At 35.9% G+C, this 24,588-nt stretch carries 23 protein-coding genes and 1 pseudogene; 12 read left to right on the top strand and 12 right to left on the bottom strand.

What is annotated here, in order from left to right:
- Nucleotides 1-34 precede the first annotated feature (34 nt).
- Together CQZ94_RS18495 and CQZ94_RS18490 are read right to left on the bottom strand one after the other, a co-directional pair.
- Complete coding sequence (locus CQZ94_RS18495) at nt 35-2,959, bottom strand: ATP-binding protein (RefSeq protein WP_105586526.1); 2,925 nt, start codon at nt 2,957-2,959, stop codon at nt 35-37.
- On the bottom strand, nt 2,956-4,197 hold the full coding sequence (locus tag CQZ94_RS18490; RefSeq protein ID WP_142395871.1) for a metallophosphoesterase family protein: 1,242 nt from the start codon (nt 4,195-4,197) through the stop codon (nt 2,956-2,958). Before CQZ94_RS18490 ends, CQZ94_RS18495 begins: the two co-directional genes overlap by 4 nt.
- Before the next feature lie 465 nt (nt 4,198-4,662).
- Here CQZ94_RS18490 and CQZ94_RS18485 point away from each other — a divergent pair, with 465 nt between their 5' ends.
- Nucleotides 4,663-4,848 carry a YhzD family protein gene (locus CQZ94_RS18485; protein ID WP_105586524.1) on the top strand — a complete coding sequence of 62 codons (186 nt, stop codon included), beginning with the start codon at nt 4,663-4,665 and terminating at the stop codon, nt 4,846-4,848.
- Nucleotides 4,849-4,875: 27 nt separating this feature from the next.
- Here CQZ94_RS18485 and CQZ94_RS18480 read toward each other — a convergent pair whose 3' ends face one another.
- Nucleotides 4,876-5,238 (bottom strand): hypothetical protein, encoded by a 363-nt coding sequence (locus CQZ94_RS18480; RefSeq protein WP_142395867.1) that lies wholly within the window; start codon nt 5,236-5,238, stop codon nt 4,876-4,878.
- A 151-nt stretch (nt 5,239-5,389) separates the two neighbouring features.
- On the opposite strand from CQZ94_RS18480, the gene CQZ94_RS18475 reads away from it, so the two are divergent.
- A complete protein-coding gene (locus tag CQZ94_RS18475) occupies nt 5,390-5,530 on the top strand; it encodes a YflJ family protein (RefSeq protein WP_000273535.1) in 141 nt (46 codons plus the stop codon).
- Nucleotides 5,531-5,596: 66 nt separating this feature from the next.
- On the opposite strand, the gene CQZ94_RS18470 is transcribed toward CQZ94_RS18475, so the two are convergent.
- From CQZ94_RS18470 to CQZ94_RS18460, 3 genes are all read right to left on the bottom strand, one after another.
- Nucleotides 5,597-5,995: an Ig-like domain-containing protein gene (locus CQZ94_RS18470; RefSeq protein ID WP_105586522.1), complete on the bottom strand. Its 399-nt coding sequence runs from the start codon at nt 5,993-5,995 to the stop codon at nt 5,597-5,599.
- Nucleotides 5,996-6,197: 202 nt separating this feature from the next.
- Nucleotides 6,198-6,842, bottom strand: a complete 645-nt coding sequence (locus CQZ94_RS18465) for a response regulator (RefSeq protein ID WP_105586521.1) — start codon at nt 6,840-6,842, stop codon at nt 6,198-6,200.
- The gene (locus tag CQZ94_RS18460; RefSeq protein ID WP_105586520.1) at nt 6,832-8,049 is read right to left on the bottom strand and encodes a sensor histidine kinase; all 1,218 of its coding nucleotides are present in this window, start codon (nt 8,047-8,049) and stop codon (nt 6,832-6,834) included. Before CQZ94_RS18460 ends, CQZ94_RS18465 begins: the two co-directional genes overlap by 11 nt.
- Before the next feature lie 85 nt (nt 8,050-8,134).
- On the opposite strand from CQZ94_RS18460, the pseudogene CQZ94_RS32235 reads away from it, so the two are divergent.
- From CQZ94_RS32235 to CQZ94_RS18445, 3 genes and pseudogenes are all read left to right on the top strand, one after another.
- Nucleotides 8,135-8,321: pseudogene (locus CQZ94_RS32235) on the top strand (hypothetical protein).
- Nucleotides 8,322-8,784: 463 nt separating this feature from the next.
- Nucleotides 8,785-9,777, top strand: coding sequence for a zinc-dependent alcohol dehydrogenase family protein (locus CQZ94_RS18450; RefSeq protein WP_105586519.1), 993 nt, complete (start codon nt 8,785-8,787; stop codon nt 9,775-9,777).
- A gap of 116 nt (nt 9,778-9,893) precedes the next feature.
- On the top strand, nt 9,894-10,199 hold the full coding sequence (locus CQZ94_RS18445; protein ID WP_105586518.1) for a hypothetical protein: 306 nt from the start codon (nt 9,894-9,896) through the stop codon (nt 10,197-10,199).
- Between the two features lie 137 nt (nt 10,200-10,336).
- Here CQZ94_RS18445 and CQZ94_RS18440 read toward each other — a convergent pair whose 3' ends face one another.
- On the bottom strand, nt 10,337-10,648 hold the full coding sequence (locus CQZ94_RS18440) for a YbjQ family protein (RefSeq protein ID WP_000637507.1): 312 nt from the start codon (nt 10,646-10,648) through the stop codon (nt 10,337-10,339).
- Between the two features lie 204 nt (nt 10,649-10,852).
- On the opposite strand from CQZ94_RS18440, the gene CQZ94_RS18435 reads away from it, so the two are divergent.
- Both CQZ94_RS18435 and CQZ94_RS18430 read left to right on the top strand, forming a co-directional pair.
- Nucleotides 10,853-11,323 (top strand): hypothetical protein, encoded by a 471-nt coding sequence (locus tag CQZ94_RS18435; RefSeq protein WP_105586517.1) that lies wholly within the window; start codon nt 10,853-10,855, stop codon nt 11,321-11,323.
- A gap of 268 nt (nt 11,324-11,591) precedes the next feature.
- Nucleotides 11,592-11,708, top strand: coding sequence for a YjcZ family sporulation protein (locus CQZ94_RS18430; protein WP_002069235.1), 117 nt, complete (start codon nt 11,592-11,594; stop codon nt 11,706-11,708).
- A gap of 338 nt (nt 11,709-12,046) precedes the next feature.
- Here CQZ94_RS18430 and CQZ94_RS18425 read toward each other — a convergent pair whose 3' ends face one another.
- The 3 genes from CQZ94_RS18425 to CQZ94_RS18415 all read right to left on the bottom strand — a co-directional run bounded on the left by CQZ94_RS18425 (nt 12,047) and on the right by CQZ94_RS18415 (nt 14,987).
- Nucleotides 12,047-12,361 carry a PadR family transcriptional regulator gene (locus CQZ94_RS18425; protein WP_142395866.1) on the bottom strand — a complete coding sequence of 105 codons (315 nt, stop codon included), beginning with the start codon at nt 12,359-12,361 and terminating at the stop codon, nt 12,047-12,049.
- Between the two features lie 118 nt (nt 12,362-12,479).
- Nucleotides 12,480-13,130: a hypothetical protein gene (locus CQZ94_RS18420; RefSeq protein ID WP_142395865.1), complete on the bottom strand. Its 651-nt coding sequence runs from the start codon at nt 13,128-13,130 to the stop codon at nt 12,480-12,482.
- Between the two features lie 123 nt (nt 13,131-13,253).
- On the bottom strand, nt 13,254-14,987 hold the full coding sequence (locus tag CQZ94_RS18415) for an S-layer homology domain-containing protein (RefSeq protein WP_105586514.1): 1,734 nt from the start codon (nt 14,985-14,987) through the stop codon (nt 13,254-13,256).
- 515 nt (nt 14,988-15,502) lie between these two features.
- Here CQZ94_RS18415 and CQZ94_RS18410 point away from each other — a divergent pair.
- Complete coding sequence (locus CQZ94_RS18410) at nt 15,503-16,033, top strand: cysteine hydrolase family protein (protein ID WP_105586513.1); 531 nt, start codon at nt 15,503-15,505, stop codon at nt 16,031-16,033.
- A gap of 179 nt (nt 16,034-16,212) precedes the next feature.
- Here CQZ94_RS18410 and CQZ94_RS18405 read toward each other — a convergent pair whose 3' ends face one another.
- Complete coding sequence (locus tag CQZ94_RS18405; RefSeq protein ID WP_181149521.1) at nt 16,213-18,597, bottom strand: immune inhibitor A domain-containing protein; 2,385 nt, start codon at nt 18,595-18,597, stop codon at nt 16,213-16,215.
- 928 nt (nt 18,598-19,525) lie between these two features.
- Here CQZ94_RS18405 and CQZ94_RS18395 point away from each other — a divergent pair.
- Both CQZ94_RS18395 and CQZ94_RS18390 read left to right on the top strand, forming a co-directional pair.
- Nucleotides 19,526-20,620: a response regulator aspartate phosphatase gene (locus tag CQZ94_RS18395; RefSeq protein ID WP_105586511.1), complete on the top strand. Its 1,095-nt coding sequence runs from the start codon at nt 19,526-19,528 to the stop codon at nt 20,618-20,620.
- Nucleotides 20,620-20,778: a general stress protein gene (locus tag CQZ94_RS18390; protein WP_105586510.1), complete on the top strand. Its 159-nt coding sequence runs from the start codon at nt 20,620-20,622 to the stop codon at nt 20,776-20,778. Before CQZ94_RS18395 ends, CQZ94_RS18390 begins: the two co-directional genes overlap by 1 nt.
- 241 nt (nt 20,779-21,019) lie before the next feature.
- Here the strand turns inward: CQZ94_RS18390 and dhaK are convergent, their stop codons facing one another.
- Entirely contained in the window at nt 21,020-22,771 is a 1,752-nt protein-coding gene (gene dhaK, locus CQZ94_RS18385) for a dihydroxyacetone kinase subunit DhaK (protein ID WP_105586509.1), read from the bottom strand.
- A gap of 177 nt (nt 22,772-22,948) precedes the next feature.
- Between dhaK and dhaS the strand changes: the two genes are divergently transcribed.
- Entirely contained in the window at nt 22,949-23,521 is a 573-nt protein-coding gene (gene dhaS, locus CQZ94_RS18375; protein WP_105586508.1) for a dihydroxyacetone kinase transcriptional activator DhaS, read from the top strand.
- 13 nt (nt 23,522-23,534) lie between these two features.
- Complete coding sequence (gene dhaQ / locus CQZ94_RS18370; protein WP_105586507.1) at nt 23,535-24,533, top strand: DhaKLM operon coactivator DhaQ; 999 nt, start codon at nt 23,535-23,537, stop codon at nt 24,531-24,533.
- Nucleotides 24,534-24,588 lie beyond the last annotated feature (55 nt).

Raw genomic sequence — 24,588 nt, 5'->3', positions numbered from 1 at the left:
CCTCCACCAAATCAATTACTTTTAGTATAGCATACTACAACTCATTTTCTTTACGCTTACGTGTTAATTTTATAATCTCATTTTCTGTAAAATACGTTAATAAATGCGCATGACATGTAAAGAAGATAACTTGTCTATCTTTTGCGATTTCTTTTATAAGTTCAATCGTTCGATTCGTCCTTACCGCATCGAAATGCACGAAACTATCATCAATAATAAATGGATAATCATGCTCAAATGTTTTCGCTAGCGCAAATCGTAACGATAAATATAACTGCTCAGCCGTCGCTTGGCTTAGTTCATGACTGTAAAAACGCATACCATCATTACGCTCAACAATGAAAGGTTCCGCCTCTGACGGTGAAAATATTTTACTATATCTTCCCCCCGTTAAATAAACGAAATACTCTTCGGATTTTTGTAAAATACGCGGCAGATGCACTTCATGATAATATTGCTTCGTTTTCGTTAGTACTGTCTTCGCGGCCGCATATGCCGCCCACTTCTTCACTTGTTCACGCACTTGTGATTTTTTCATTTCCCACTCATGTAGCAAATCACCGTACGTACTGCCTTCTTCCAAATTCGCAATTTCTATTCGATGCTTCGCAATACGCTCTGTTAGTTCTTTCTCTTTCGCAAGACAGTTTTGCGCGGCTGTAATTTCTTGCTTTAATTTTTCATCATAACCGTCAGCCTCATAATGTTCAGCTAATGATAAACTCGTTAAGCGCTGTTCTAAAAGATCAATTTGAGGTAATAAACGCCCCACTTGCTTATCCGCATCTTCACGTTTTTCCGCCAATTTTCCTGCTTCTAAAAACATCTCTTCATCTGTAGATTCTGCGATATGCCATAACCCATCTCGCTCTACTAAAAGTTGTTTTAATTGCTCTTGCATGAACTCGTATTCTTCTTGCCATTCCGCCAGCTTCTCTTTCACCTGCTTACAAGTTTGGCACTTCTCTTTCTCATTTTGCATACGACTTTGCGCCTCATGCAAATTACTATATTCTGTGCTACCAATAACAGTTTCTAGTTTATGTTCAAAGTGCGAAATCATTTCATATAATGAAGATTTTCGCGCGCCTTGCTTCTCTAAATGACGATATAATGACTGCATTTTTTCAATACGCTCAAATGCTGGCAATATGTGTGCATACGTATAAAATTCAGGGAACATATAGCGCGTGTTATACGCATCTACTTGTTCGCTAGCACGGAAAGTTTCTCTCTCCCATTCCTCATACGATGAAACGACTTTATCATAAGTACGTTCCATTTGTTGTAATTTATACGACTCTCGCTCAAATAACTTGCGAATCTCTTCATCCTTTTCTAACTGATAGCGAACTGACATCGCTTCTTCACTTTGACGGCCGCCAGCACTTTGCTGAAGAGTAAGAAGCTCTTCTTGTAATCCACCTGATGGATCTTTATATAAAACGAGCGCTAAAACAATCCCTACAAAAACAATAACACTAATAAATAACATCGCGCGGTTATCTATAAACAAACTCGTGAATAAAACAAGCGTGTTAATAAGAAGTAACAGAAGACAAATTCTTTGCCACTGTTTTTTCTTTTGTATAGCCGCTCCTGCTTTTTCCTCATACTTGTGCTTCATTCTCTCTGCGCCCATACCAATAAACGCCGCATCTTGAAATGATTTTTCTTTCTCAACTAACGTATTTCGTTCTTCATCAGCTAACAATTGCTGTCTTATTTGTCTTATATTTTCTTCTTGCTCTTCTAATTGCTCTTGAGCCGTTTTAAAACGATCATCAAGCTGCGTTTTTTGCGTTTCTAACTCTCTCGCTTTTTGCACCGCTTGTGTAATTAATTCTTTCGTCGCTAAACTTATATCAAATGAAAGAACAGTCTCTTGTTCAAAAGTAGCGCCAATTTGTTGCTCTAATTCTGCGATTTCTTCTTTTATATTCGTAATACTTCCCGTCATATCACGCATTTCTTGGCGTGCATTTTCATAAGACATATGCTGCATACGCAGTTCTTCTACATAACTTTCTTTTTGTAAAAATGCTTCATCTATTTCTGTGGAATCAATTTCTGATTGCACTGTTTCTATCTTTTTTTGAAGTGAATCTACTTGTACCTGCAGCGGTTCTATCTTTGCCTTTACCGCCTCATAACGCGCCATCCCGTTTACAGGAAACTGCCCGTTCTCGTTTTCTAACACTTTCTCGTGCGCACTCTTTTCAATAACGAGAGGCTCAAGCGCCGCTAATATTTCATAGTCTTGCTTTCGTCTTTCGGCTGACTCTTTTTCCGCACGAACAGAAGCAAGTTTTTCTTCACTTTCTTTTAACTGCGCAACTTGTTTTTCATACGTGCCAATTTTTCCTTGCCACTCTTTCAACTTTTCCTCGAGCTTTTTCATGTCTTGCAGTGACACGTTAATTTCAGGCTTTCGACCACTCGGCTTAAAGCGCTGTTCCATTTCTTTTTCTAGCTTTTTATCTAACTGCAATAACGCATCGCTGCCGACTGCACTTGCAGAAAATAAATAATTGCCGATATCCGCTTCACCAAGCTGATGAATATTTTGAAGACCATGCATATCAAACGAAAAGACTGAATCAAATAAGCTTTCATTCATGCCGCTTAATGTATCTTTTAAAATATCTTCGCCGCCAGTTTTCCCGTCTTCAAAATAAACGGTCACCTCACCAGATGCCGTCTTTGGCAATCGTTCAATTTTCAAACGGCCGTACTTCTCTGTTTGCACGGTGATCGCTCCGCCGTACTTCCCGCCTTCTTTCGGCTCATAACGGCGCTGACCTCTCGTCGGAAAACCGAATAAAATACTTTTCATAAACGAGCGAATTGTCGATTTACCCGCTTCGTTTTCACCGTACAACACCGTCAGCAATGAAAGATCCATTTCCACATTTTCTAGTTTTCCATAGCCATAAATATGGAGTTTTTCAATTCTCATTTTTTATCCCTCTCTTGCTGGAATAATTGCTCTAAAATAATATTTTCCGCTTCCTTTTGAATCTCTCTCTTCTCTTCTTCTGTGAAAGATTCAATGCTATTACGCGCCACAGGAGATGTCCAAATCGTGCGCAACACTCCGTCCATATTTGTGAAAGTTTCTAACTCCTTTAGCACACTACCGACGAAATGATTTTCTGCTTTCAAACGTTCGATTTCTGCAAAAGAAACCGTCTCATTTTTCCACTTCATCGCATATACAAAATCTTTTCGCTCTTCTCCCGCTGCTAAAATATGAAAAATCTCTTCCACGCGCTTGTCTTCACGTAAATAAGGAGAAAGTGGCCCCTGTCCTGTAAATACAACAGTTAAAAGTGTGCCGTCCTCTTCTCTTCTACATTCATTCATCGCAGTTGACGCCGCCGTCATAAGATCATCAACAGTTTCAAGTCCATCGATACTAACTTCTATCTCATCCCATACAACATCCGCAGTATGGAAAAACGAACAATGCGATCCTTGTTTCGTGAGTTCGATAAGATACGCACCCTTTTCTCCTGTTTCCTTACGATGACGCCCTTGTATGTTACCTGGATAAATAATACATGGCTCTTCTGATAAAATTTCACGTTTATGTATATGGCCAAGAGCCCAATAATCGAACTGCTTTTCTTTCAGCTCACGAATTTGAAACGGTGCATAGCGATTATGCTCCGCATCCCCTTCCACACTTCCGTGAAGCATCCCAATATGAAAAGGCGCATCACTCATTTTCGTATATTGCGCTGTCATATTATCCGTTACTGCTTGCTGCAAATAACTAAACCCATAAATAGAAGCTAATAGCTCACCATTTTTATAAAATGATCTCTCTTCTACATAAGGCTCAATAAACACATGAACATTTTCCGGAAACTCAATTGCTGCCCAGCTTCCCCCTAAATGATCGTGGTTACCGTGAATAATAAATACGGGAATATCATACTGCGAAAGTCTCTTCATTTGCTCACGCACAAACACTTGCGCTCTCAAACTTCTTGTCTCCGCATCATACAAATCCCCAGCTAGTAATACGAAATCAACGCGCTCTTGAATCGCTTTATCAACAATACGCTCGAACGATTCAAACGTACTTTTCTTCATTCTCTCCCAAACAGACGATGGTATATTCATTTCCATCCCTTTAAACGGACTATCCAAATGCAAATCAGCCGCATGTATAAACTTCACTTGTTTCACAAATAAACGATCCTTTCTATGTTTCAAAAGTTTCATCTTATCAACATTAAAATTGCTGAAAACTAATAATAAGCAGGGGATGAAAAAACTCCCCCACTTATTAAAGTTTCACTTTACCCCGAATTAACGGGCAGTAAGGCTAAGAAGCTAATTTGAAAGCAAACTGCCCGTAATTACCCGATTGGTTCAACTAATAATCAGTGGGGATGAAAAAACTCCCCACTAATTAAAGTTTCACTTTACCCCGTATTAACGGGCAGTAGGGCAAGGAAGCCAATCTGAAAGCAAACTGCCCGTAAATACCCGATTGGTGAAAGCTAATAATCAGTGGGGATGAAAAAACTCCCCGCTGATTAAAGTTTCACTTTATTGTAACACGCAATGTCATATATTTCTTTGCATATTCTAGTGATTTATGACAAAATAGTTATAAGATTCTGATTTTAATTATTGGAGGGAATTTTCATGGGAGTATACATTCTAACAGTCTTTGAAAAAGATGGTTCAAAAGCATTAGACGAATCATTCGAGGCGGCAACTGAAAAAGAAGCGAAAGCAAAAGGTGAATCTATTTTACAGGAAAAAGGATTGCATGAAAAAACGCATCGCTGCACATCTTCTGCAGGTAAGCTCGTTTTATTCCAGCGCTAAAAAAAAGAAGCGTCATCCGCTTCTTTTTCACTCTACTATATCTTCGTCACACCACGTAAACGCCACATCTAGAATACGATTACCGATACGTACGCGCTTATTCCATTTACCTGTTTGGATCTGATGTTGCAATTCCGCTTTCATCTTTTCCGTCCAGTCGTGAATCGTTTCACTACCGCCGTACGGATATACGCTCGGAAACTCTTCCTGCAGAAGATGCAAGCTCTCTGCATCAAAATGAAAATGGAAGAAGTAGTTTGCTGTAAGCGATGGTTCTTGCAATCGTAAAAAATGATCGTCAATTTGCTTTCTATTTCTATAAAAAGTAAAGATGTTCACTTTTCCGCTCGTAATTTGGTCAATTTGAATTTCGTGCTTCTCTATAATCACGTCTTGCCCACCTCGTTGTATACTACCTTTAGTATATATGTCTTTTGCAACAAAGTTAACCATTTTCGCGCGAAATCCATTTCCTTCATTATATTACCTGTACCTCCAAGTACAATCAGAACAAATAAAAAAGTTGAAGGGGAGCGTTCACATGTATTTCGGAAGCAAAGGTTGGTATGTAAAAGAACTGAAAAAATTAGGTATTCGTACTTACGAAGGTAAAAAACTAGAATCTTATCGTACACATATTTTATCTAGTTTACTTGAAAGAATGAAGAAAGCTTCGGCTTAATAGATGTAGGAAGCGGCTACGGTTGCTTCCTTTTTATTTAGTAGATAAAAAGGAAATCACGATACCTTAGCATTCTATCTTTACCGTTATACTCTCTTGATAAAAACCACCTAGTATCAACTGAATCTCTATTATCAAATACTCTTCCAGATGATTATTCGTATATATTTTAAACTCTCCATACTCATTAACCCGTCCACTTCCAACAAGCATATCGCCGCTCGTTATGACAATTGTTGCATAAGGTTCCGCATGGCCCGATACATAATTATCACCATATTTCACAAAATCTATCGTTATTTTCTCATGAATATTACTAACTGAATCTATACATTTCTTTTCATACAAATTAGCATTTAGTTCTTCGGCCCTCGAAAACGCTCGATTCCTGCTAACCTTTTCTGAAGAGAAAGCAAAACTCCCCAGCCAACTAAACCTATAAAATGCAGTAATAGGTAGAAACATCTGTGTTAACTCCCCCATTTCTTATCAACTGCAATCTTTGAATGAATTTACAGCAATACGTTCTATGTTGGGATAAAAGAAAACGTCTGTAATTGTACTGTTCTTAAATCTCTCATACTTTCTGAAGCATAACATGAGAAAGAAATAAAAAAATCGTACAAAAGGGCAAGCCTATAATGTACGATTGGGCATATATAATGTTTTAAAAATGAATTAACTTCCTTTCAATAGATACAGCTACTGCTTCTGACCGCGAATTAACACCTAGTTTATTGTATATATTCGTTAAATACGCTTTTACCGTTCGCTCAGCTATCCCCATATCAAATGCAATTTCTTTATTCTTATATCCGCGCGCAATAGCTTTCAACACAAACAGTTCTTTTTCTGTTAAGTTATTTTCTTCAACCTTATCAGCATGTATTTCTTTCCTTTTATACTTCACTATCTTTTCCATAATATTTGGTTGTAGTAAAATCTCACCTCGAATAGCCGCTTCCAATGTTCGAAACAAATTCTCACGATCCGTATCTTTTAGCAAATATCCTTTTGCTCCTAACTCAATTCCCTTTAACATTAATTCATCTTCGTTATAAGTAGTTAATATAATAATCGGCGTATGATTTTGTTTTTTATTTAAAGCCTCAATTGTTTCTAAACCACTCATTTTAGGCATATTTAAGTCCATTAAAATGACATCAGGTTTCTTTTTTTCTATGAAAGAAAGGGCTTCTTCTCCGTTTGCAGCCTCACCTATAATTTGAAATGAATCACTCGTTTCTATTATTAATTTCAGACCTTCTCTTACAACGAAATGATCATCCACAATTAATACGTTATACTTCATGGCTATCTCCTTCTTTATTTATAGGCACTTGAATATACACTTTCGTACCATTCATCTCTTCACTCAATATATGTATTTCTCCCTTAATCAATCGAACACGCTCATTTAAGCCAATTAAGCCATAATGTCCAGGATTCTTACCGATATATCTAGTGTCAAAACCAATTCCATTATCTTCAACTTCAATAGTAAGTTTTTCAAGGTCATCGATATATTCAACTTTTAAATTTACATCTGTTGCCTGCGAATGTTTTGCGATATTCGTTAAACATTCACTAATTACATATAAACAGTGCTCCTTTACTAAGCTTGAAATATGCGGGGGGCTTTGAATAGTAAATCTCACATGTATAGACGTAGCCTCAGAAAAACGTTGAACCTCTTCCTCTACTGCTTCATTAAATGAATTGGTAGTATGACGCAAATCATCAATAACCAACCTTGCATCATGTAAAGTTTGTCTCGCTCTTATCATAGTTTGTTTCATAATCTCTTGAGATCGTCCTGTATTTCCTTTTTGCATATGGGCATCTATTGCTTCCAATTGCATAATTAAGCTCGCTACACCTTGCGCTAACGTATCATGTAAATCTCTTGCCATTCGCTGCCTTTCATTAGCTAATGTCAATTCTTCCACTCTCATATATGCAGACTCTAACTCTTGAATGTAGCTCTGTATACGATTACGTGCATCAAATTGCTGCTTATTAATATAGGAAAAAGGAATAATAATTGCTAATACTAAAAGGAACATAGAGATAAGAATAGCTACTTTATTCACACCATAATTGATACTGATTGCAGTACAAAATATGGCATACATGAGAGTAAAAACTGCCATTACTTTAAATATATTGTTATAAACATATAGACTTTGGGCAATTAAAATAGGGGTTAATCCAACAAAAATAGCTATTGAACCATTTGGTACAATAAATGCAGCGAGAAACACAATGAAGAGTTGTACAAAAAAGAAGTACAACAATTGCCTATTCTTTAATGAACTCGCATACCAATGAAAAATAGTATGAATAACAATGACTATTGTAAAGAAGAAACTATCCATAGAGTAAATATTATTACGAAATTCTAAAAGCATAGAAGCTATATATACGAGTGTAATCCATAAAACAATAAACCTTCTTGGAATAAATACTACTTCTAATACATTCGTATCCAAATCTATATTTGAATTTATTTTTTTCATATTCGACCTCCACCATTACATTATACTATATAAGATGCGACTGACATTTTGATAAATTACTGATTCTTCATTACCGAATGCGAATATGAAATATTGCATATCGAAATGTGTTGATGCACTTGTGAACGCTTACTATAATGAGGGTATAAAGATTTATTACATCTTACTATTTAAAAAAAGGAGGCAATCATATGGAAATCGCAATGGCAGTTTTAAAATTTGTAGGTGGAATAATTCCATTGGTTCAAGAACTTTTAAAAGCATTCATGTAAGGTTATCATTCAGCAATTATCATACAAATGATCTGTATATCAAAACAAATTGATACACAGATCATTTGTATGAGTAAACTTTAAACGAGAGCTATGTATCCTAACAGAACAATAATGATACATCTATCTCAAGTCGGAAAAAGGCGCTCACAAGGGCGTCTTTTTATTATATTACTATGTACCTAATAGCTTATTCAGGAAATCCATTTTACAATCCATACAATGTTACATAATTCATGTATCTTTTTGAAATTTGCACAATAAAAATCCCCTCAAAGCATATACTTCAAGGGTCGAGCCTATTTTTCATTAAATTTTTCACACACAGCAATACTATTTTCTACAATTTTATCAAATGGATAAACGACGACTTTCTGTTCCCCTTTATTTAGTGCTACTGAAATAATCAATTAAGCTAAAAATGCTATAATCAATCCAATCACACTAAGGGGGACCAATTATTTTGCTTAGAAAATGCATTCAATTTCATGAGTTTGGCAATCCGAAAGATGTGTTACAGGTTGAATATAAAAATATAGAACCATTAAAAGATAATGAAGTTTTAGTTCGTATGCGAGTCAGACCGATTAATCCATCTGACTTAATTCCAATAAGCGGAGCATACTCACATAGAATTACTTTACCTAACATACCTGGGTATGAAGGTGTTGGTATTGTAGAAGATGTAGGCTCTTTCGTTTCTAGAGACCTTATCGGTAAACGTGTTTTGCCATTACGCGGAGAAGGTACTTGGCAAGAGTTCGTTACAACATCAGCTGATTTTGTAGTCCCTATTCCTGATTCCATTGATGATTTTGCAGCGGCACAAATGTATATTAATCCCCTTACAGCGTGGGTCACATGTACAGAAAATCTAAACTTAAAATGTAATGATGTTTTATTAGTGAATGCTTGCGGCTCCGCTATTGGTCTTCTATTTGCTCAGTTATCACAAATTTTAAACTTCCGATTAATTGCAGTTACAAGGAGTAATAAGCATACAGAGGAATTACTTCGCCTCGGTGCCGAATATGTCATAGATACTTCCGCTTCCCCACTTTATGAAACAGTTATGGAATTAACAAACGGGATAGGTGCAGATGCTGCGATTGATTCTATTGGAGGATCAGATGGAAATGAATTAGCTTTCTCCTTACGTCCAAATGGGCACTTTTTAACTATCGGTCTTCTATCAGGAATACAAGTTAACTGGGCAGAGATTGTCACGAAAGCAAAAGTGCACGCGAACATATTTCATTTACGACATTGGAATAGTGACGTGTCAGCATATAAATGGCAAGAAACGTTCCATCATTTAATCCGTTTAGTAGAAGATAAAAAATTACGTTTCATGACGGTACATTCTACGTATGACTTAGCAGATATGAAAAATGCAATTGATGTAGTTCAATCTGCCGAAAAAACAAAAGGGAAAGTGTTTTTAACGAGTTATTAAATTCGTTTTGATTAATCTTTTAAATAGACCAAATTAATCCGTGGATATTACGTTTAACGAAAAATAATTGTAAATATATGGTATGGTTTAATTGAAAAGCGAAAGGAGATTCTAACATGTGGTTAATTACGGCAATTGCGCCTGTTGTAATAGTCGGAGGAATTGTAGTATTTGTAATTGAAAGACTTAAACATAAATATAACCAAGGAAAATTAGGTAAGAAAAAATCAAAAGAAGCTCAAAATTTATTAGATAGTTTAATACCTATGGGAATGCTTTTTGGCTGTGCTATCGGTTTGATTTTCGGCATATTTTTCCCGGATTCTTTACTGTTTACAGTTAGTTTAGGAGCTGGAATAGGCTATTTATTTGGATTTTTTGCTTATGAAATTTATAGCACGAAAGGCAACAATTATTCATAATCGAGAAACAGACGCGATTGTGGCATAAGCGGGGACAGTACATATTAGTCATGTAAAATATGTACTGTCTTTAACTTAAAAACAAAAAAATCCCCTCAAAGCATAAACTTCAAGGGGTGAGCCTGTTTTTTATTTAATTATATACGTACAGCTGTACCGCTTACAGCAACCATTAACATTCCATCACGAACAACTTCGTAATCTACGTCAATACCAACGATAGCGTTCGCACCTTTTTGTTTTGCAAGTTCTTTCATTTCGTCCATCGCAATATCACGAGCTTCTTTTAGCTTACTTTCATAAGCACCAGCACGACCACCGACAACATCACGAACTGAAGCGAATAAATCGCGGACAATGTTTGCACCCATAATAGCTTCACCATTTACAATATCAATATACTCTATAATTTCTTTACCTTGAATTCCAGACGTTGTTGTTACAATCATGACTGACACTCTCCTAATAACTTATAGTTTTTTGATTAGCTTTCTTATGTCTTTATTATGACATGGAAAAAGTAACTAATCTATTGAATTACCTTACATGAATGTGACAATTTTGTAAGAATGAAATATTATTTTACCTTCTTCTTACAATAACCGCATTAATAGACAGAAAATTGTTATAATTAAATCGAAGGAGGAGATAAAATGAAAAAAATCACTTACATATGTGCTCTAAGTGTTCTATCTTTCACTTTAATTGGTTGTACAAGTACCTCGACTACAGATAAAGCTTCACAAACTAAGCAAGAACATGTACAAAATGCCATTCCATTCAACTCCGCAAACATAACAAACATTGAATTACTTAGAACAACAAGTAATACTAGTTCCAAATCTCAAACAGATAACGAAGAAATGATACAATCAATCGCTTCAGCAGTCCAAAACGGAACAACGAAAACAATCACATTAGATCAAAAAAAGAGAGCATCTGCACATTCTACAATAACCGTTACATATAAAGATGACTCAAAAGAAGAATTTCTTGTGTGGGTTGATAATAAGGAGCAAATTACGATCGCTAAAGATGAGAAGAAAGATAAAGTAGAAGCTGTGACATTGAACATTGCAGGCGCTAAAATGATGAAAGATTTCTTTAAAAATGACAAAACATAAAAAGGATCCCCCTCAACTTAAGGGTTCAAAATCAGCACAAAATTTTGTTCAGAAACACTATAAAATTTCAGCTTGATAAGTATGTGGTGAGACCCCTATTATTAAACTTAAAATGTTTCAAATCGAAGGAAGACGCCTTAGAGGGTGTCTTTTTTTTATTTTCAAAAGGACCTGCTCAATTAATGCGTAAATACATAAAGTAAATTGAACCCGTTAAAATACATGAGTGACCCCTTGTTTTATCCTCTTATCTAAAGGAGGAACTATTATGGGCTTTGGTGGTAGTTGTGGTAGTTGTGGCGGCGGCGGCTTCGCTGGAGGATTTGCTTTATTAGTTGTATTATTTATTTTATTAATCATAGTTGGAGCTAGCTGCTTCTGCTAAAAAACTATCGGAAAAGACACTCTCATATGAGTGTCTTTTCTTTATACGTTAAAAAATCCCACCTATTTCCGTAGGCGGGCCTTATCTTTATTACACAATACCAAAGTATACTCTCTTTTCCCCTTAAATTTTATGTAATTATACATATTCATGAAAATACAAATAGTAAAATATAAATTGTAGGCATGCTCTATAAAGTAGATTCTTTTGAAAGACGTAACATATCAATCATTATAGGAAATGTGTCGAGACTCCTACTTAATTAAATGCCTTTTTTGATTTATAAAAAGTAAAATCATGATAATTTGTTTCCAATCCACATCATCGCTTCCCCCTAACTATACATTTAATAAGCTTTTTGTAACTCCAACAATGTGCTGCATCCTCATAAAGTCTACATGTAATACTTCTTTCCCGCGTTCAGTAATTACATACACTTTTCTTCGTTTGTCTTCACTCTTTACCGACTCTATTAATTGTTGCTTTAATAAATTTTCAACCGCACCATACAATGTACCCGCTGCGATTTTCACTTGATGATTACTAAGTTCTTCCACCTTTTGCATAATTAAATAACCATGAGCTGGCTCCAGTAAAGCTAAAAGAACATAATACGTTGTTTCCGTTAATGGTAAATTTTTATCTCTATTCATAAAGACCTCCAATATAACGATAAATATATAGTCAAACTGTATATGTAAAATGTAGGAAGAATTTTATTGTCCATAAAAATCAAAAACGCTACCTTTTTAAAAGATAGCGTTTTTAGTATTACCCTTGCTTATTCTTCGCTTTCATTTGCTCTTCATAAACAAACTTCACTGTCATAAAGTCGTTAGAGAAATCTCCGAGCGCTTTCTTCATAACATTCAATTCTTCTTGTGATTTAATTTCAATCCCATTTAAGAAGTCAAATGCTTTCGATTGCTCATCAGCAACAAAATTTTGCGTCATGTAGTCATCCTGGAAATCTTGCTTCGCCTTTTCTTTCACTTTATTCATTGCCTCTGTTTTATTTATACTTTTTACAGGATTTGCGAATGCACCAGTAGGTTGTTCCGGTTTAGGTTCTTCTTTCTTTTCTGGCTGTGGAGTTGGTGCAGGTTGCTGTGGTTCTTGTTTAGGTTGTTCTTGTTGAACTGGCTGCTGCGCTACTTGCTGTTCTTTTTTAGCCAATTCATCTTTTAACTTCTTAACTTGTGCATCAAGAGATTTTTTTTCAGTTTCTAGTATACTCATATCACTTTTTAGCTTTTGCGTTTCTTCAAAATGCTCATCTACTAATTTATTGTACTCTTTCTCCGTGTACATTTTTTCACTAGTTGATGTTGATGCCGTTTTCCCTTTCGTTACAACTACATTAATAATTACAATTAAAACTGCGATTCCTATTAATGCAGCAAAAATCTTCTTTTTGTTCATTACTAATCCTCCAAAATGTAAAATTCCCAAAGTTATCATAACAGATGCAGTTATGTTCCTTTGTCACATTATGTCGAACCGAAATAATAAAAAAAGCACCTGAAACAGGTGCTTTTTTCATTATCAATATATAAACGTAATCGTCACCAAAGAATATCCTTCTTTTGCATTATACGGTTCCGCTTTATAAGAAACACGGTTAGCCCCTTTCGGAAAACCGATTTCTCCAATTGCTTTTTTCACATCTTGCAGTGAACCGTCCATTGATTGCTTATAAAGAACTTCAATTTTTTCTGTTTTTACACTATAGCGCTGCTGCATTTTATTTTTCAATTCGTTATAGTTATTCGCAACGTACTCGTTTGCTAAATAATTTAGTTTTGTATCTTTTAATATTTGCCCGTATGCAGGTGCTTTAGAACCGCCTGCTGCAATTTTATTTGTAAGTGTATCATAATAATTTGTAGTAGCCTGTGGATATTCACCACGGTTCCACTCATGATTTGTTGCAATTTGTTCATCCGATAAGTTGAAATAAGAATACGTTACTCGGCCTTGTTCATCAGGTATTGGATCATCGAATGTTGTATCAAGGTGGTACCATTTATTTTCGATTTTCACTAAATTCCAAGCATGAGGTTGGCCGTCTCCAGTTCCTACTACAAAATGATTCTCAATTCCAGCTTCTTTTAATAATTGGTAGGTTAATAGTGCGTAACCTTGGCAAACTGCTGAACGATTCGCTAACGCCTCATATGCTGTATACGCTTTATAAGACGTATCATAAGAAACATGTTTTACTACGTAATCATGAATCGCCTTCACTTTTTCGTGATCATCCATTCCCACTTGAATAATAGATGAAACGATTGCTTTCGCTTGTTTCATTACATACTCTGTCTGTTCTTTCGTTTCACGATATGTAATTTTCAGCGTAAATGTATAATTTCCAGGTGATCCAGAAAGTCCATATGAAACATTCGATCTATTATAATTTGTATACTCATTTTTATTTGCGACTTCTTTATATGCGTTAAAAAGTGTATTCATCACTTCTTCTGTATTACTATTTTTCGTTTTATATGGAAGTGTAATGTTCGTTTCATATGTATTAATACGCTTTTGTACTTCATCTTTAAATGCTGTTAATAATGCCGCATCCTCTGCATCTTGCGTATTAGTATTTTTATATTGTAAAGTTTTATATAAAAACTGTGCATATTGTTCACGTGTTACAGTAGAATATGGCCCAAACTTCCCTTCACCTGTCCCAGCTGCAATCCCATTTGACTGCACCGCACTAATCGCGTTTTCTGCCCAAAAACCATTTGGAATATCGTTAAATGTATGTTTTTTCGTTGCAGAGACTTGAAAAGCATTTGTAAGAATTTGTGCCATTTCCGCACGACTAACAGAATCTTTCGGTCTAAAACCGCTATTTCCATCACCTTTAAAAATCCCTAATTTCGTTAACGTTAAAACCTCTTCAGGAAACGCTGTAGAACCTGAGCGAATATCACGATACGGATTGTTTAAAGTAGATCCATCTTTTAATACATAACGAGTTCCATCATTACTAAACGAACCGCCTTGCTTATTCGGTACTAACACTCGATAAACTAAAGCCGCAACTTGCTCCCTCGTCGCAACATCACCAAAACCAAACTTCCCATTTCCATAGCCTGAAATAATATTTTTACTCGCTAAGTCTTTAATCGCAGGATAAGACCAGTGCGATGTCGGCACATCAGAAAAAATGCCTGCTTCAGCCGCTTTAATCTCACCAACATTTGTATATAATAAAGCGCTACCAATAAGCGTTAATGATGTAATTGATTTTAATAGTTTTGTGTACATAATACCCTCTCCCCATACGTCTTCTATTGTTGTTATTTTTTGTCGAAAAATCTAAAAGACTATGACAAAACACATTATACAATTAAAACTTTTTGGAGGATATACTAAATTTTAAAATATGCAAAAACTCATATTGTTATAGGAATTCATATTGATATTATGCTATTTTACTTACGAATATATAAATAAAAAGAAAAACACTAATGTAACATTGTTAATATACATATCGCTTTTTGAGCTTTTATTTCGCTAAAATGTAGCCTATAAAAACAATGCTATCCTCATTAAAATCGCAATAGAATCCTGAGAACATACCTTTTAACACGATTCATTATATGATTGCCAATTTCATGTCCTTTATTTAAAACAGTTTTTACTAATTATAATTATTGGAATCCACTTCATACCTCCATGCAATATTCTTTGGAACTTTTGGACACATTAAATATGCATAGCATTGTAGTTTGTATATATTTCACTTTTGTATTTTTGAACCAAGTATTAGGAGGGTATTTATGATGAAAAGCTGTACAGCATTCCTTATTGTTGATGTACAGGTAGGTTCATTTGAAGAGAGAAAAGTCCTATATAATGGAATGGAATTATTAAGAGTTATTCAATTATTGATTTCTAAAGCCCGTTCTGCTTCAGCCCCTATTTTTTATATGAAGTTTAACGGGAAGTCTGGTTCCTCGCTTAGACAAGGGACACCTGGATGGGAAATTCATAAATCAATTGCTCCAGCAACAGAAGATGTCGTTCTTGAAAAGAATCATCCGGATTCTTTTCATAAAACGAGTCTTCAACAAGAGCTGGAAATGAGAAATATAAACCGAGTTGTTATAGCAGGAATTCAATCTGAAATTTGCATAGATGCAACATGCCGGCGTGCATACAGCTTAGGATATGACGTTACTCTTGTAAAGAATGGACATAGTACATATAATTCTACAGTATTATCGGCGTCTCAAATTATTAAGCATCATAACGAGATAATAGGTCAATGGTTTGCTTGCGTAAAAAATTCCGAAAGTATAGAGTTTTAATTCCATTTCCATATTCGATAGTCTATATATTTTTTACTATAGTCTCTTTCACTTTCAAAGTATTGCTTTCCAATGAACTGGTTCCTAAACTAAACTGCCCCGTTTCTACAATAAGAAGAGAGCTGTCCATAAGTCGGTTTCACCAACTTATGGACAGCTCCTCATAGTTTCACCTTATTCTATCGATGAATCCAAACTGCACCTGCAGACTTGTCGTCAGCTTGACCTACTACTTCAAACTTCAATCCTAGTTTCGGCAACTTACGTCCTGCATCTGGAATGGCGCTGTTGATGTACTGCTTAGAATCATCAAATTTTGCAACTCCTGGTAATCCTTTATAGTCAAAGATACCGCGAGTTGGCGAATCTACTCTCCATGCTGGCGCTTGATCAAATGAGAATGCCGCATCGGCAATTTGATAACGCGTACTGCTCTTCACAGTCGGTTGTCCGTTTAATGTACCTACGATTGCCTCTGGATGAGAATCTACTACTCCTAAGAATCCTTCACCTGGATGAACGCCTACCCAGTTATCTGTAAAGCTTTGATCCGCATACCATACAACCATTCCTGTATTAAACACTGGGCCACGCGCATGTTGTAACGCCGTGTCAGAACCAGCGTAATTTCTCCACTCTACATAGTAGTTATTTTTTTTCTGTTCCAATCCGTTAGATACAGTAAATCCTTTTAATGTCATTGCTGGCTGGCCTTCTGCATCATCCGAGAAAACAACTTTGCCATCTACAGTTAATGCTGCATTATCTAACGCAAATCCTTTATAAGCTACTGCAATATCTGTTAAATACTCAAATTGCAGTTTTACTTTTTTCCCTTTGAATTGGCTTAAATCATATGATTTATCAACCCACTTACCATCAGTTGTATCCGCGCCGCCTTTTACATCTTTTTCGCCCATTCTATCAATACGTACCTTCGTTCCATCTTCTGTAATTGCATTTACATCAAGGAAATCATACTTCGCTTCAAGTTCGTAGAATGCCTTATAATCGAACTTAGCATCTTTTGCATTTGTTAAGTCAAATACTGGTGTTTCAAGTGTTGTATGAATGTCATTTCCTTTTGTGCTGTAATAAAACTTCTTACCAAATGCCGATTCGATATTTTTGATATCTTTGTCTGGCAAGTTAACACGAACGATTCCTGGTCGTTTTGATTTTGTAACACTTTGATCTAAATATGTTGCAACACCGACTCCCGTGCGAAGTTTATCGTAATCTACCTCAACGATATTCGCCCAATTGCCCTTCATATTCTTTTGGAAAAACTCTTTATTTTGTGGTGAGAAACTTGTTGGCTCTGTTCCTGCAATTTTTCCAGCCCAGCTGCCGCCGCTCATAATAGACCATGACTCAACAGGTTCACCTTGTCCTGAGTACTTCGTATCGTACTCATCTGGTAATCCTAAATCATGACCATACTCATGCGCAAACACACCAACCGCTCCATCTTCAGGCTCGATTGTATAATCGTATGCAGCCATCTTTCCGCCCCAATTTGAAACAGAAGATTTTGTGCCATCAATCGCATATGGTTTTGACCCAAGTTTTGAACGATGAGACCAAATTGCATCATCTTTCAATTTACCGCCGCCAGCTTCTTGACCAACGCCAGCATGTACAACCATTAAATGATCAATAATGCCATCTGGCTCGTTTTTATTTCCATCACCATTTTGATCGTATTGATCAAATTGGTCATAATCAGCTAAGTTGATTCCTTTTGCTACCGCTGCTTTTAATGCTTCTTTCACAAGATCACGTGGCCCTAAAGGACCTTTGTTATCATGTCCAGTGCCCGCATCCGAACCGTAATCTGAAGCTTTCCCTGGAACAGTAAGCCATTCCGTTACAGTTCCATCAACTGTGTAGCTGCCACCAGATTGTTCTTCATAATATTGTTTAAATGTATTAATTTTCGATCCATCAAATAACGTAAATGGTTCATCACCAAATAACATTTTTTGATAATGTTCACGATTAAAGTCCTTAGAATACATGTATCCTGGCTCTTGATCAATATTGTTATGCTTAAAATCGCTAAATTCTACGAGTAAAACAAGTACTTTATCTTTTCGAACAGCTCCGTTGTACTCTTCTTGCTTCGCTGGTGCAGTAGGTACTTTTCCATTTAATTTACTAGAATTCAATCCTGCATCTTGTCCAGCTACTGGCCCTACTGCCGGCTGCTGCGCCTGTTCATTTTCCTTCATTTTTGCATCTTTTACTTTTTTCATAAAATCAGAAGCCTCTTGCGTAAGACTATCTTCTTTAATGATTTCTTTCCCAGGGTTTTCCCCTTTCTTTTTCTCAACATATTTTTCGACAGCCTTTGACGTCTCAGCTTGTGATGCAGATTGATCAATTACGCCCCGTTGTTTTAGCGCTTCTGCCAAACGCTCCTCCGGTATTAAATGCTCATCTATTGGTAGAGATGATGGCGCATCAGCATACGCTGCATGACTTCCAAAAGCAAAACTACTACTTAGTACTGCGGCTGTTGCTAAAACTGATAATGGTTTTAACTTCTTATTCTTTTTCAATGCATTTCCTCCCCAGTGTCTGCGAATTATCGTTTTTTTTGCCGATAGCAATATAATATTCTTTATAATAAGAATATTCAATATTTTTCAATAGATAAAATGTTGAGAAATATTTTTTCGTGCAGGGTGGGAATGCGTAGGATAGCAAAATTAAAAGGAAGACAGTTGGGAATTTATAGTTATTCCAATCAAGATTTTACAATATACTTAATGCTAATTACATCTGACTATAATTAAGAAGATTTATAGGAAATCATAAAAAAATGGATTGTAAGATCCTACCCTTACAATCCATTTATAACTCGAACTAAAGAGGACACAAATATTCTGTAGCACAATATACCCACTTCGCTATACTATCTAATACGTTTTATGTAAAAGCGAATAATTTACCAACGAAAGGACACAATCCTTATGAAGAAAATACGAAAAAAACACTTCTTGATTACTACTATTCATCCCATATTTAACATAGGTACCACTTGTAGCATTCAGAATCGATGTTAATACTTTAATACGTGTTGCATCAGAACAGGCGGATCTATTCCCAAAAATATTACTAGCATGTACCGTTATTGGAACTGCACTCACTTTCCTTTACCTAATGACTCTTAATAAGAATCAAGTAAAAGAACAAAAAAATGCCAAATCTCTATTAGCTATGTATATAGTCGTTGTAATTATGACCTTATATTCTACTGATATTACTACATTCATTAAAGGTTTTATTTAAATAAAACTCATTAAATAATATATGCCCTAGTGAATCCAATTAGATTCCTTTTTATTGTATTCTAATCACTTTTAAATTATCTGAAAATTGTTGAAAAACATTTTCCTTTCAAAACAAAGCTCTACTACCCCATTTTTCTTGCTAGTATATACATACTCATATATAAATAAAATACAGTTGACAGCGGGGAGAATCATGGTAAACCAGCTTAAAATTGGCGATAAAATTACACAACTGCTAAATACCTGGTATCAAGAGATACGTGCCCAGCATCTAAAGGAAGCACAGCACTTAAAAGACGAGATTGATAAATACATAAATAGTATTAATGAAGATTCAAATTTACTATTCCATTACTCACTTCTTACTTTTCGCTTTAAAGTTCTGCTTGATCATTTAAGCATCACACCAACAAGCTTCCAGGCAATTGATTCACTGGATATACCAAAAAATGAATCGTTGTCTTATTATTATCACTTTTTCAAAGGAATTCACACTACACTAATTTCAAACAACAATGAAGCCTGGGAATACTACGAAAAAGCCGAAACGCTATTACAACATATTCATGACGATCTTGAAATAGCCGAATTTAGCTATCGTTTTGCTAACTTCTATCTTCATACCTATCAACCTCTATTAGCAATTCAACATGTGACTAAAGCTAAAGAGATTTTCTCTAAACATAATGGTTATGAAAATAATGTTGCCGCTTGTGAGAACTTATACGGTTTAGCATGTATTGATATAAGACAATTCCCTGTGGCAGAAGAAAAATTTAATTCTGCAATAGATATTTTACGTAAAAATAATGAGGATTCCCTAATATTAAGAGTCCGCAATAATTTAGGGTTTTTATATAGTAGCCAAAACTTATCCACTTTAGCAATTCGACACTTATCAGAAGTAACAACTAAAACTCCAGAGCATTTTAGGGCCATCTTCCTTAAAGCTAGAGAGCATTTAAAGATTGGTGAACTTGAACAGTCTGCCGAGTTAATCGAACGAGGATTAGCAATTTGTGAGAAGCTAGACAACAAAGAATACCTATATCATTTCAAACTTTTAGATTGTATGAATAAAGGTGTTTCAGCTGTTATTCTCGAAGAATTATCTTTGGAAGCTATCTCATTTTTCGACACACAACAACTCTATAATTACACACAAGAATACACTGAAAAACTAGCAGTTAAGTTTTACGAAGAAAGTAACGACTTAACTGCTAGTAAATACTTTTATCTTAGTCATCAAGCTAAAGAAAAAACTTTCGAAAAAGGAGCGTTAAAATAATGAAGAAAATTTTCGGAACGATTTTAGGTTTAACCCTTTCAGCTGCTTTATCTATAGGATTAGCATCACCTTCACAATCAGAATCTAAGGAACAAGTTGATTCGACTAAATCTAGTACAATTATGTACATGCAATCCAGCCACGGTGACTCCTGGTAATACAAAGAGTTTTTTATCCGTTAACATCATTAATTACGAAAAGGGCACTCCCTCAATGGAGTGCCCTTTCTTAAACAACATATAGCAGACTACTTATTAACTTCAGCCCATTTAACCTTGAACTCTGCACCGAAATCATTTGCAACTAAAGTAATTGATTTGCTTCTAAACCACATTAATATATCATTCAACTATATTAGAAGATCCCCTCCACCTTAAGGCAGAGGGGATCTTCTATTTACTATTTTAAACTACCCGCAATCTCCGTAAAGATAACCCCAAGCGCATGTGCACCTGCATCCGGATATCCTAAACTTCTTTCACCAACTGTACCGGCGCGGCCCATGCGAGCGACGATTTCTTTCGTATACTCTGCGCCTTTAACCGCTGCTTCTGCTCCTTTTTCAAAGGCAGTTTTCACATCTACTTCGTTTGAAGCACTGTCAATCCATGAATCTACACAAGGTGCAAGTGCATCAACAAGCGTTTTATCACCAACTACCGCTCCTCTACCGAATGATCTTTCACCGATAGACTGTATGCCGTGAAGTGCCGCTTGTAACATTTCAGCGAACTCTTTGGCTGTTAGCTCACATTTTTCGCCTGCCGCTTTACTAGCTGCGCGGAATGCTCCGCCCCAAATTGGACCTGAAGCGCCGCCGCAATGTTCCATAATAATCATTGAACAACTGTCAAGGAATGATTCAATCGTTACATTCTCTTGTTCTAAAATAGAATGCCACTCACGTTTTAATTGCTTAAACCCTTTCGCAACACTCATTCCGAAGTCGCCGTCACCTGCATGCGTATCTAACTCACAAAACGGTACTTCGTTTTTAATAATGATGTCACTCATTTTATCAACGAGATAAATCATGTTGTTTAATGTAATGACATTATCTTTAATAACAGCGTGCTCTTCCGCTGTTTCTAGTTCAAATGAAACTTCTTTCTCTTCTACATCTTCAAGCACATTCACGTACTCTACACTTTCAACTGGTCCATCTACTTTAAACGCAGGTGTATTACACTCTTTCGATAGTAATGTTTTTAGCTCGTCATCTAACTTCATCACTGTTAAAGACATACCTGCCATGTCGATACTCGTCATATAGTTACCGACGAATACTCTATTTATTTTAATGTTTCTAGCAGCTAATTCTCTCGTAACTGCGTTATTAAATAAGTAAAGTTCTTGCAGTGGTGTGCCGCCAAAACCATTTACAAGAAGCGCGATTTCCTCGCCATCTTTTACTCCTAAATCTTTCATTAGATCATTTGTCATACGGTTAGCTAATTCATCAGCTGACATCGTTTTTTCACGTTTAATTCCTGGTTCACCGTGAATACCAACGCCGTATTCCATTTCATCTTCAGCAAGTGTGAAAGTAGGTGATCCACTCGCTGGAACTGTACAAGAAGTTAGTGCTAAACCGATCGTACGCACGTTAGCCGCTGCTTTTTCCGAGGCGGCTTTCACCGCTCCTAAATCCATACCTGCTTCCGCTGCTGCGCCGGCAATTTTATGAACTAAAATAACTCCCGCAACGCCGCGGCGTCCTACTGTATAAAGACTATCTTCTACCGCAATATCATCGTCCACTTTTACGTAGTCGACTTCAATTCCATCTTCAGTCGCTAAATGCGAACCATTTTTGAAATTCATAATATCGCCGCTGTAATTTTTAATAATTAATAACGTTCCTTTTTTACTAGCTGTCTCTTTAATTGCTTGATATACCTGAATTTGTGAAGGAGAAGCAAACACATCTCCGCACACTGCTGCATCTAACATCCCTTTTCCGACTAGCCCTGCATGCGCTGGCTCATGACCACTACCGCCGCCGCTAATTAACGTCACTTTATTTTCATTCATTTCTTTCTTCTTAATGACTTTATATTTTTTCAAAAACTCAAGTTCTGGATGAGCCATAACCATTCCGTTGCACATCTCCATTACTAATGTTTCAGGTTTATTTATAATCTTTTTCATTGTGATTTTCCCTCAATTCCTTTAATATATTGTGATATATTTGAAATCTTCTTCTTACTACTCATGTTAAAATGAAAGCGTTTTATAGTAAACGGACAAAATGGGCAATTTGTCTAAAGACACTTCTTTCATTTGTAGATAGGATTTTCATATTACTACATTCTAGGGATGATTAAGATGACCTCTTCTATAATTTCTAAAAAGATAATCGCTAACTCATTGAAACATTTAATGGAAACGGAATCGTTTCATAAAATATCAGTAAGCGATATTATGTTACACTGTCAAATGCGCAGGCAAACCTTTTATTATCATTTTAAAGATAAATTCGAACTATTAAGCTGGATTTATAGAGAAGAAACGAAGGAAAACATTATAGACTTTCTCGATTATGAAACATGGGAAAATATTTTCGATTTATTATTTGATTACTTTTATGAAAATCAAAAGTTTTACCGAAATGCATTTAAAGTAACAGAGCAAAACTCATTTAATCACTATTTATTTGAGCATACGAAAAACTTATATATGAAGATTATTGATGAACTATCCATGAGCTGTAGATTCAGCCTTTCGAATGAGACAAAAAATACAATTGCCTCCTTTTATAGTCACGGCTTCGTTGGAACGATAAAAGATTGGATTGAAAGCAAATGCGAAGTAGATCCATCCATTATGTCTTCACTCATGAAGAATATGATAAATAATCAATTATTACTTTTACTCGAACAATCAGCAAACAAATCATAAGGTGGCAAGAACAATGAAAAAGATTATGAATGATGTAGAAAATATTGTTCAAGATATGCTGCATGGCTTTTATTTTGAACATAACGACAAAGTAAATTACGACGAAACAAATAACATCATTTATGTAAAAGATATCGCAGAAATGAAGCAAAATGTTGTCATTATAAGCGGCGGTGGTAGCGGACACGAACCTGCTGATATTGGTTATGTAGGAAAAGGAATGCTTACGGCGGCAGTAAACGGCAGTATTTTCACTCCGCCTACAGTCGAACAAATTGAAGCGGCAACTCGCCTTATGCCCAAGGATAAAAGCATTTTATTCATCATTAAAAACTTTAAAGATGACGTAGAGAACTTTTTAGCGGCAGAACAAATCGCTAAAGAAGAAGGTAGACACATTAACCACATCATCGTAAATGACGACGTTTCAATTGAAGATGATGCTTCTTTTAATAAAAGAAGACGCGGCGTCGCTGGCACTGTTTTCGTTCAAAAAATACTTGGTGCGGCCGCTCTTGAAGGACATACTTTAGAAGAATTAACAGCACTTGGCCGTTCTGTCACCGAAAACTTACACACATTAGGAGTCGCCCTTTCACCTGCGAATGATCCAGTCCAAGGAAAAGCTTCATTCACATTAAACGACGATGAAGTCTTTTACGGAGTCGGCATCCACGGTGAACAAGGTTACCGTAAAGAAGCGCTATCCTCTTCTGAAATATTAGCGATCGAACTAATGAATAAACTAAAAAGCATTTATCGCTGGAGAAAAGGCGACAACTTCGCCATCCTCATTAATGGACTCGGTGCGACACCATTAATGGAACAATACATTTTCGCAAACGACATTCGCCGTTTATGCGAGCTGGAAGGCTTACAAGTTAAATTCGTAAAGGTTGGTACGCTGTTAACTTCTTTAGATATGAAGGGTGTTTCATTGAGTTTGCTTAAGGTAGAGGATTTGGATTGGGTGAAGTGGTTGAAGGCTGATGTTGGAGTGGGTAGTTGGTAAGATTAAATAAAATTGATCAGAGAATATAGGGGTTTATACTATCCAATATAAATAT

The sequence above is a fragment of the Bacillus sp. MYb209 genome, from assembly GCF_002975175.1.
Lineage (GTDB): Bacteria > Bacillota > Bacilli > Bacillales > Bacillaceae_G > Bacillus_A.
Note: the sequence above shows the minus strand (reverse complement) of the source record. Positions and strands in the feature narration are given on the sequence as shown.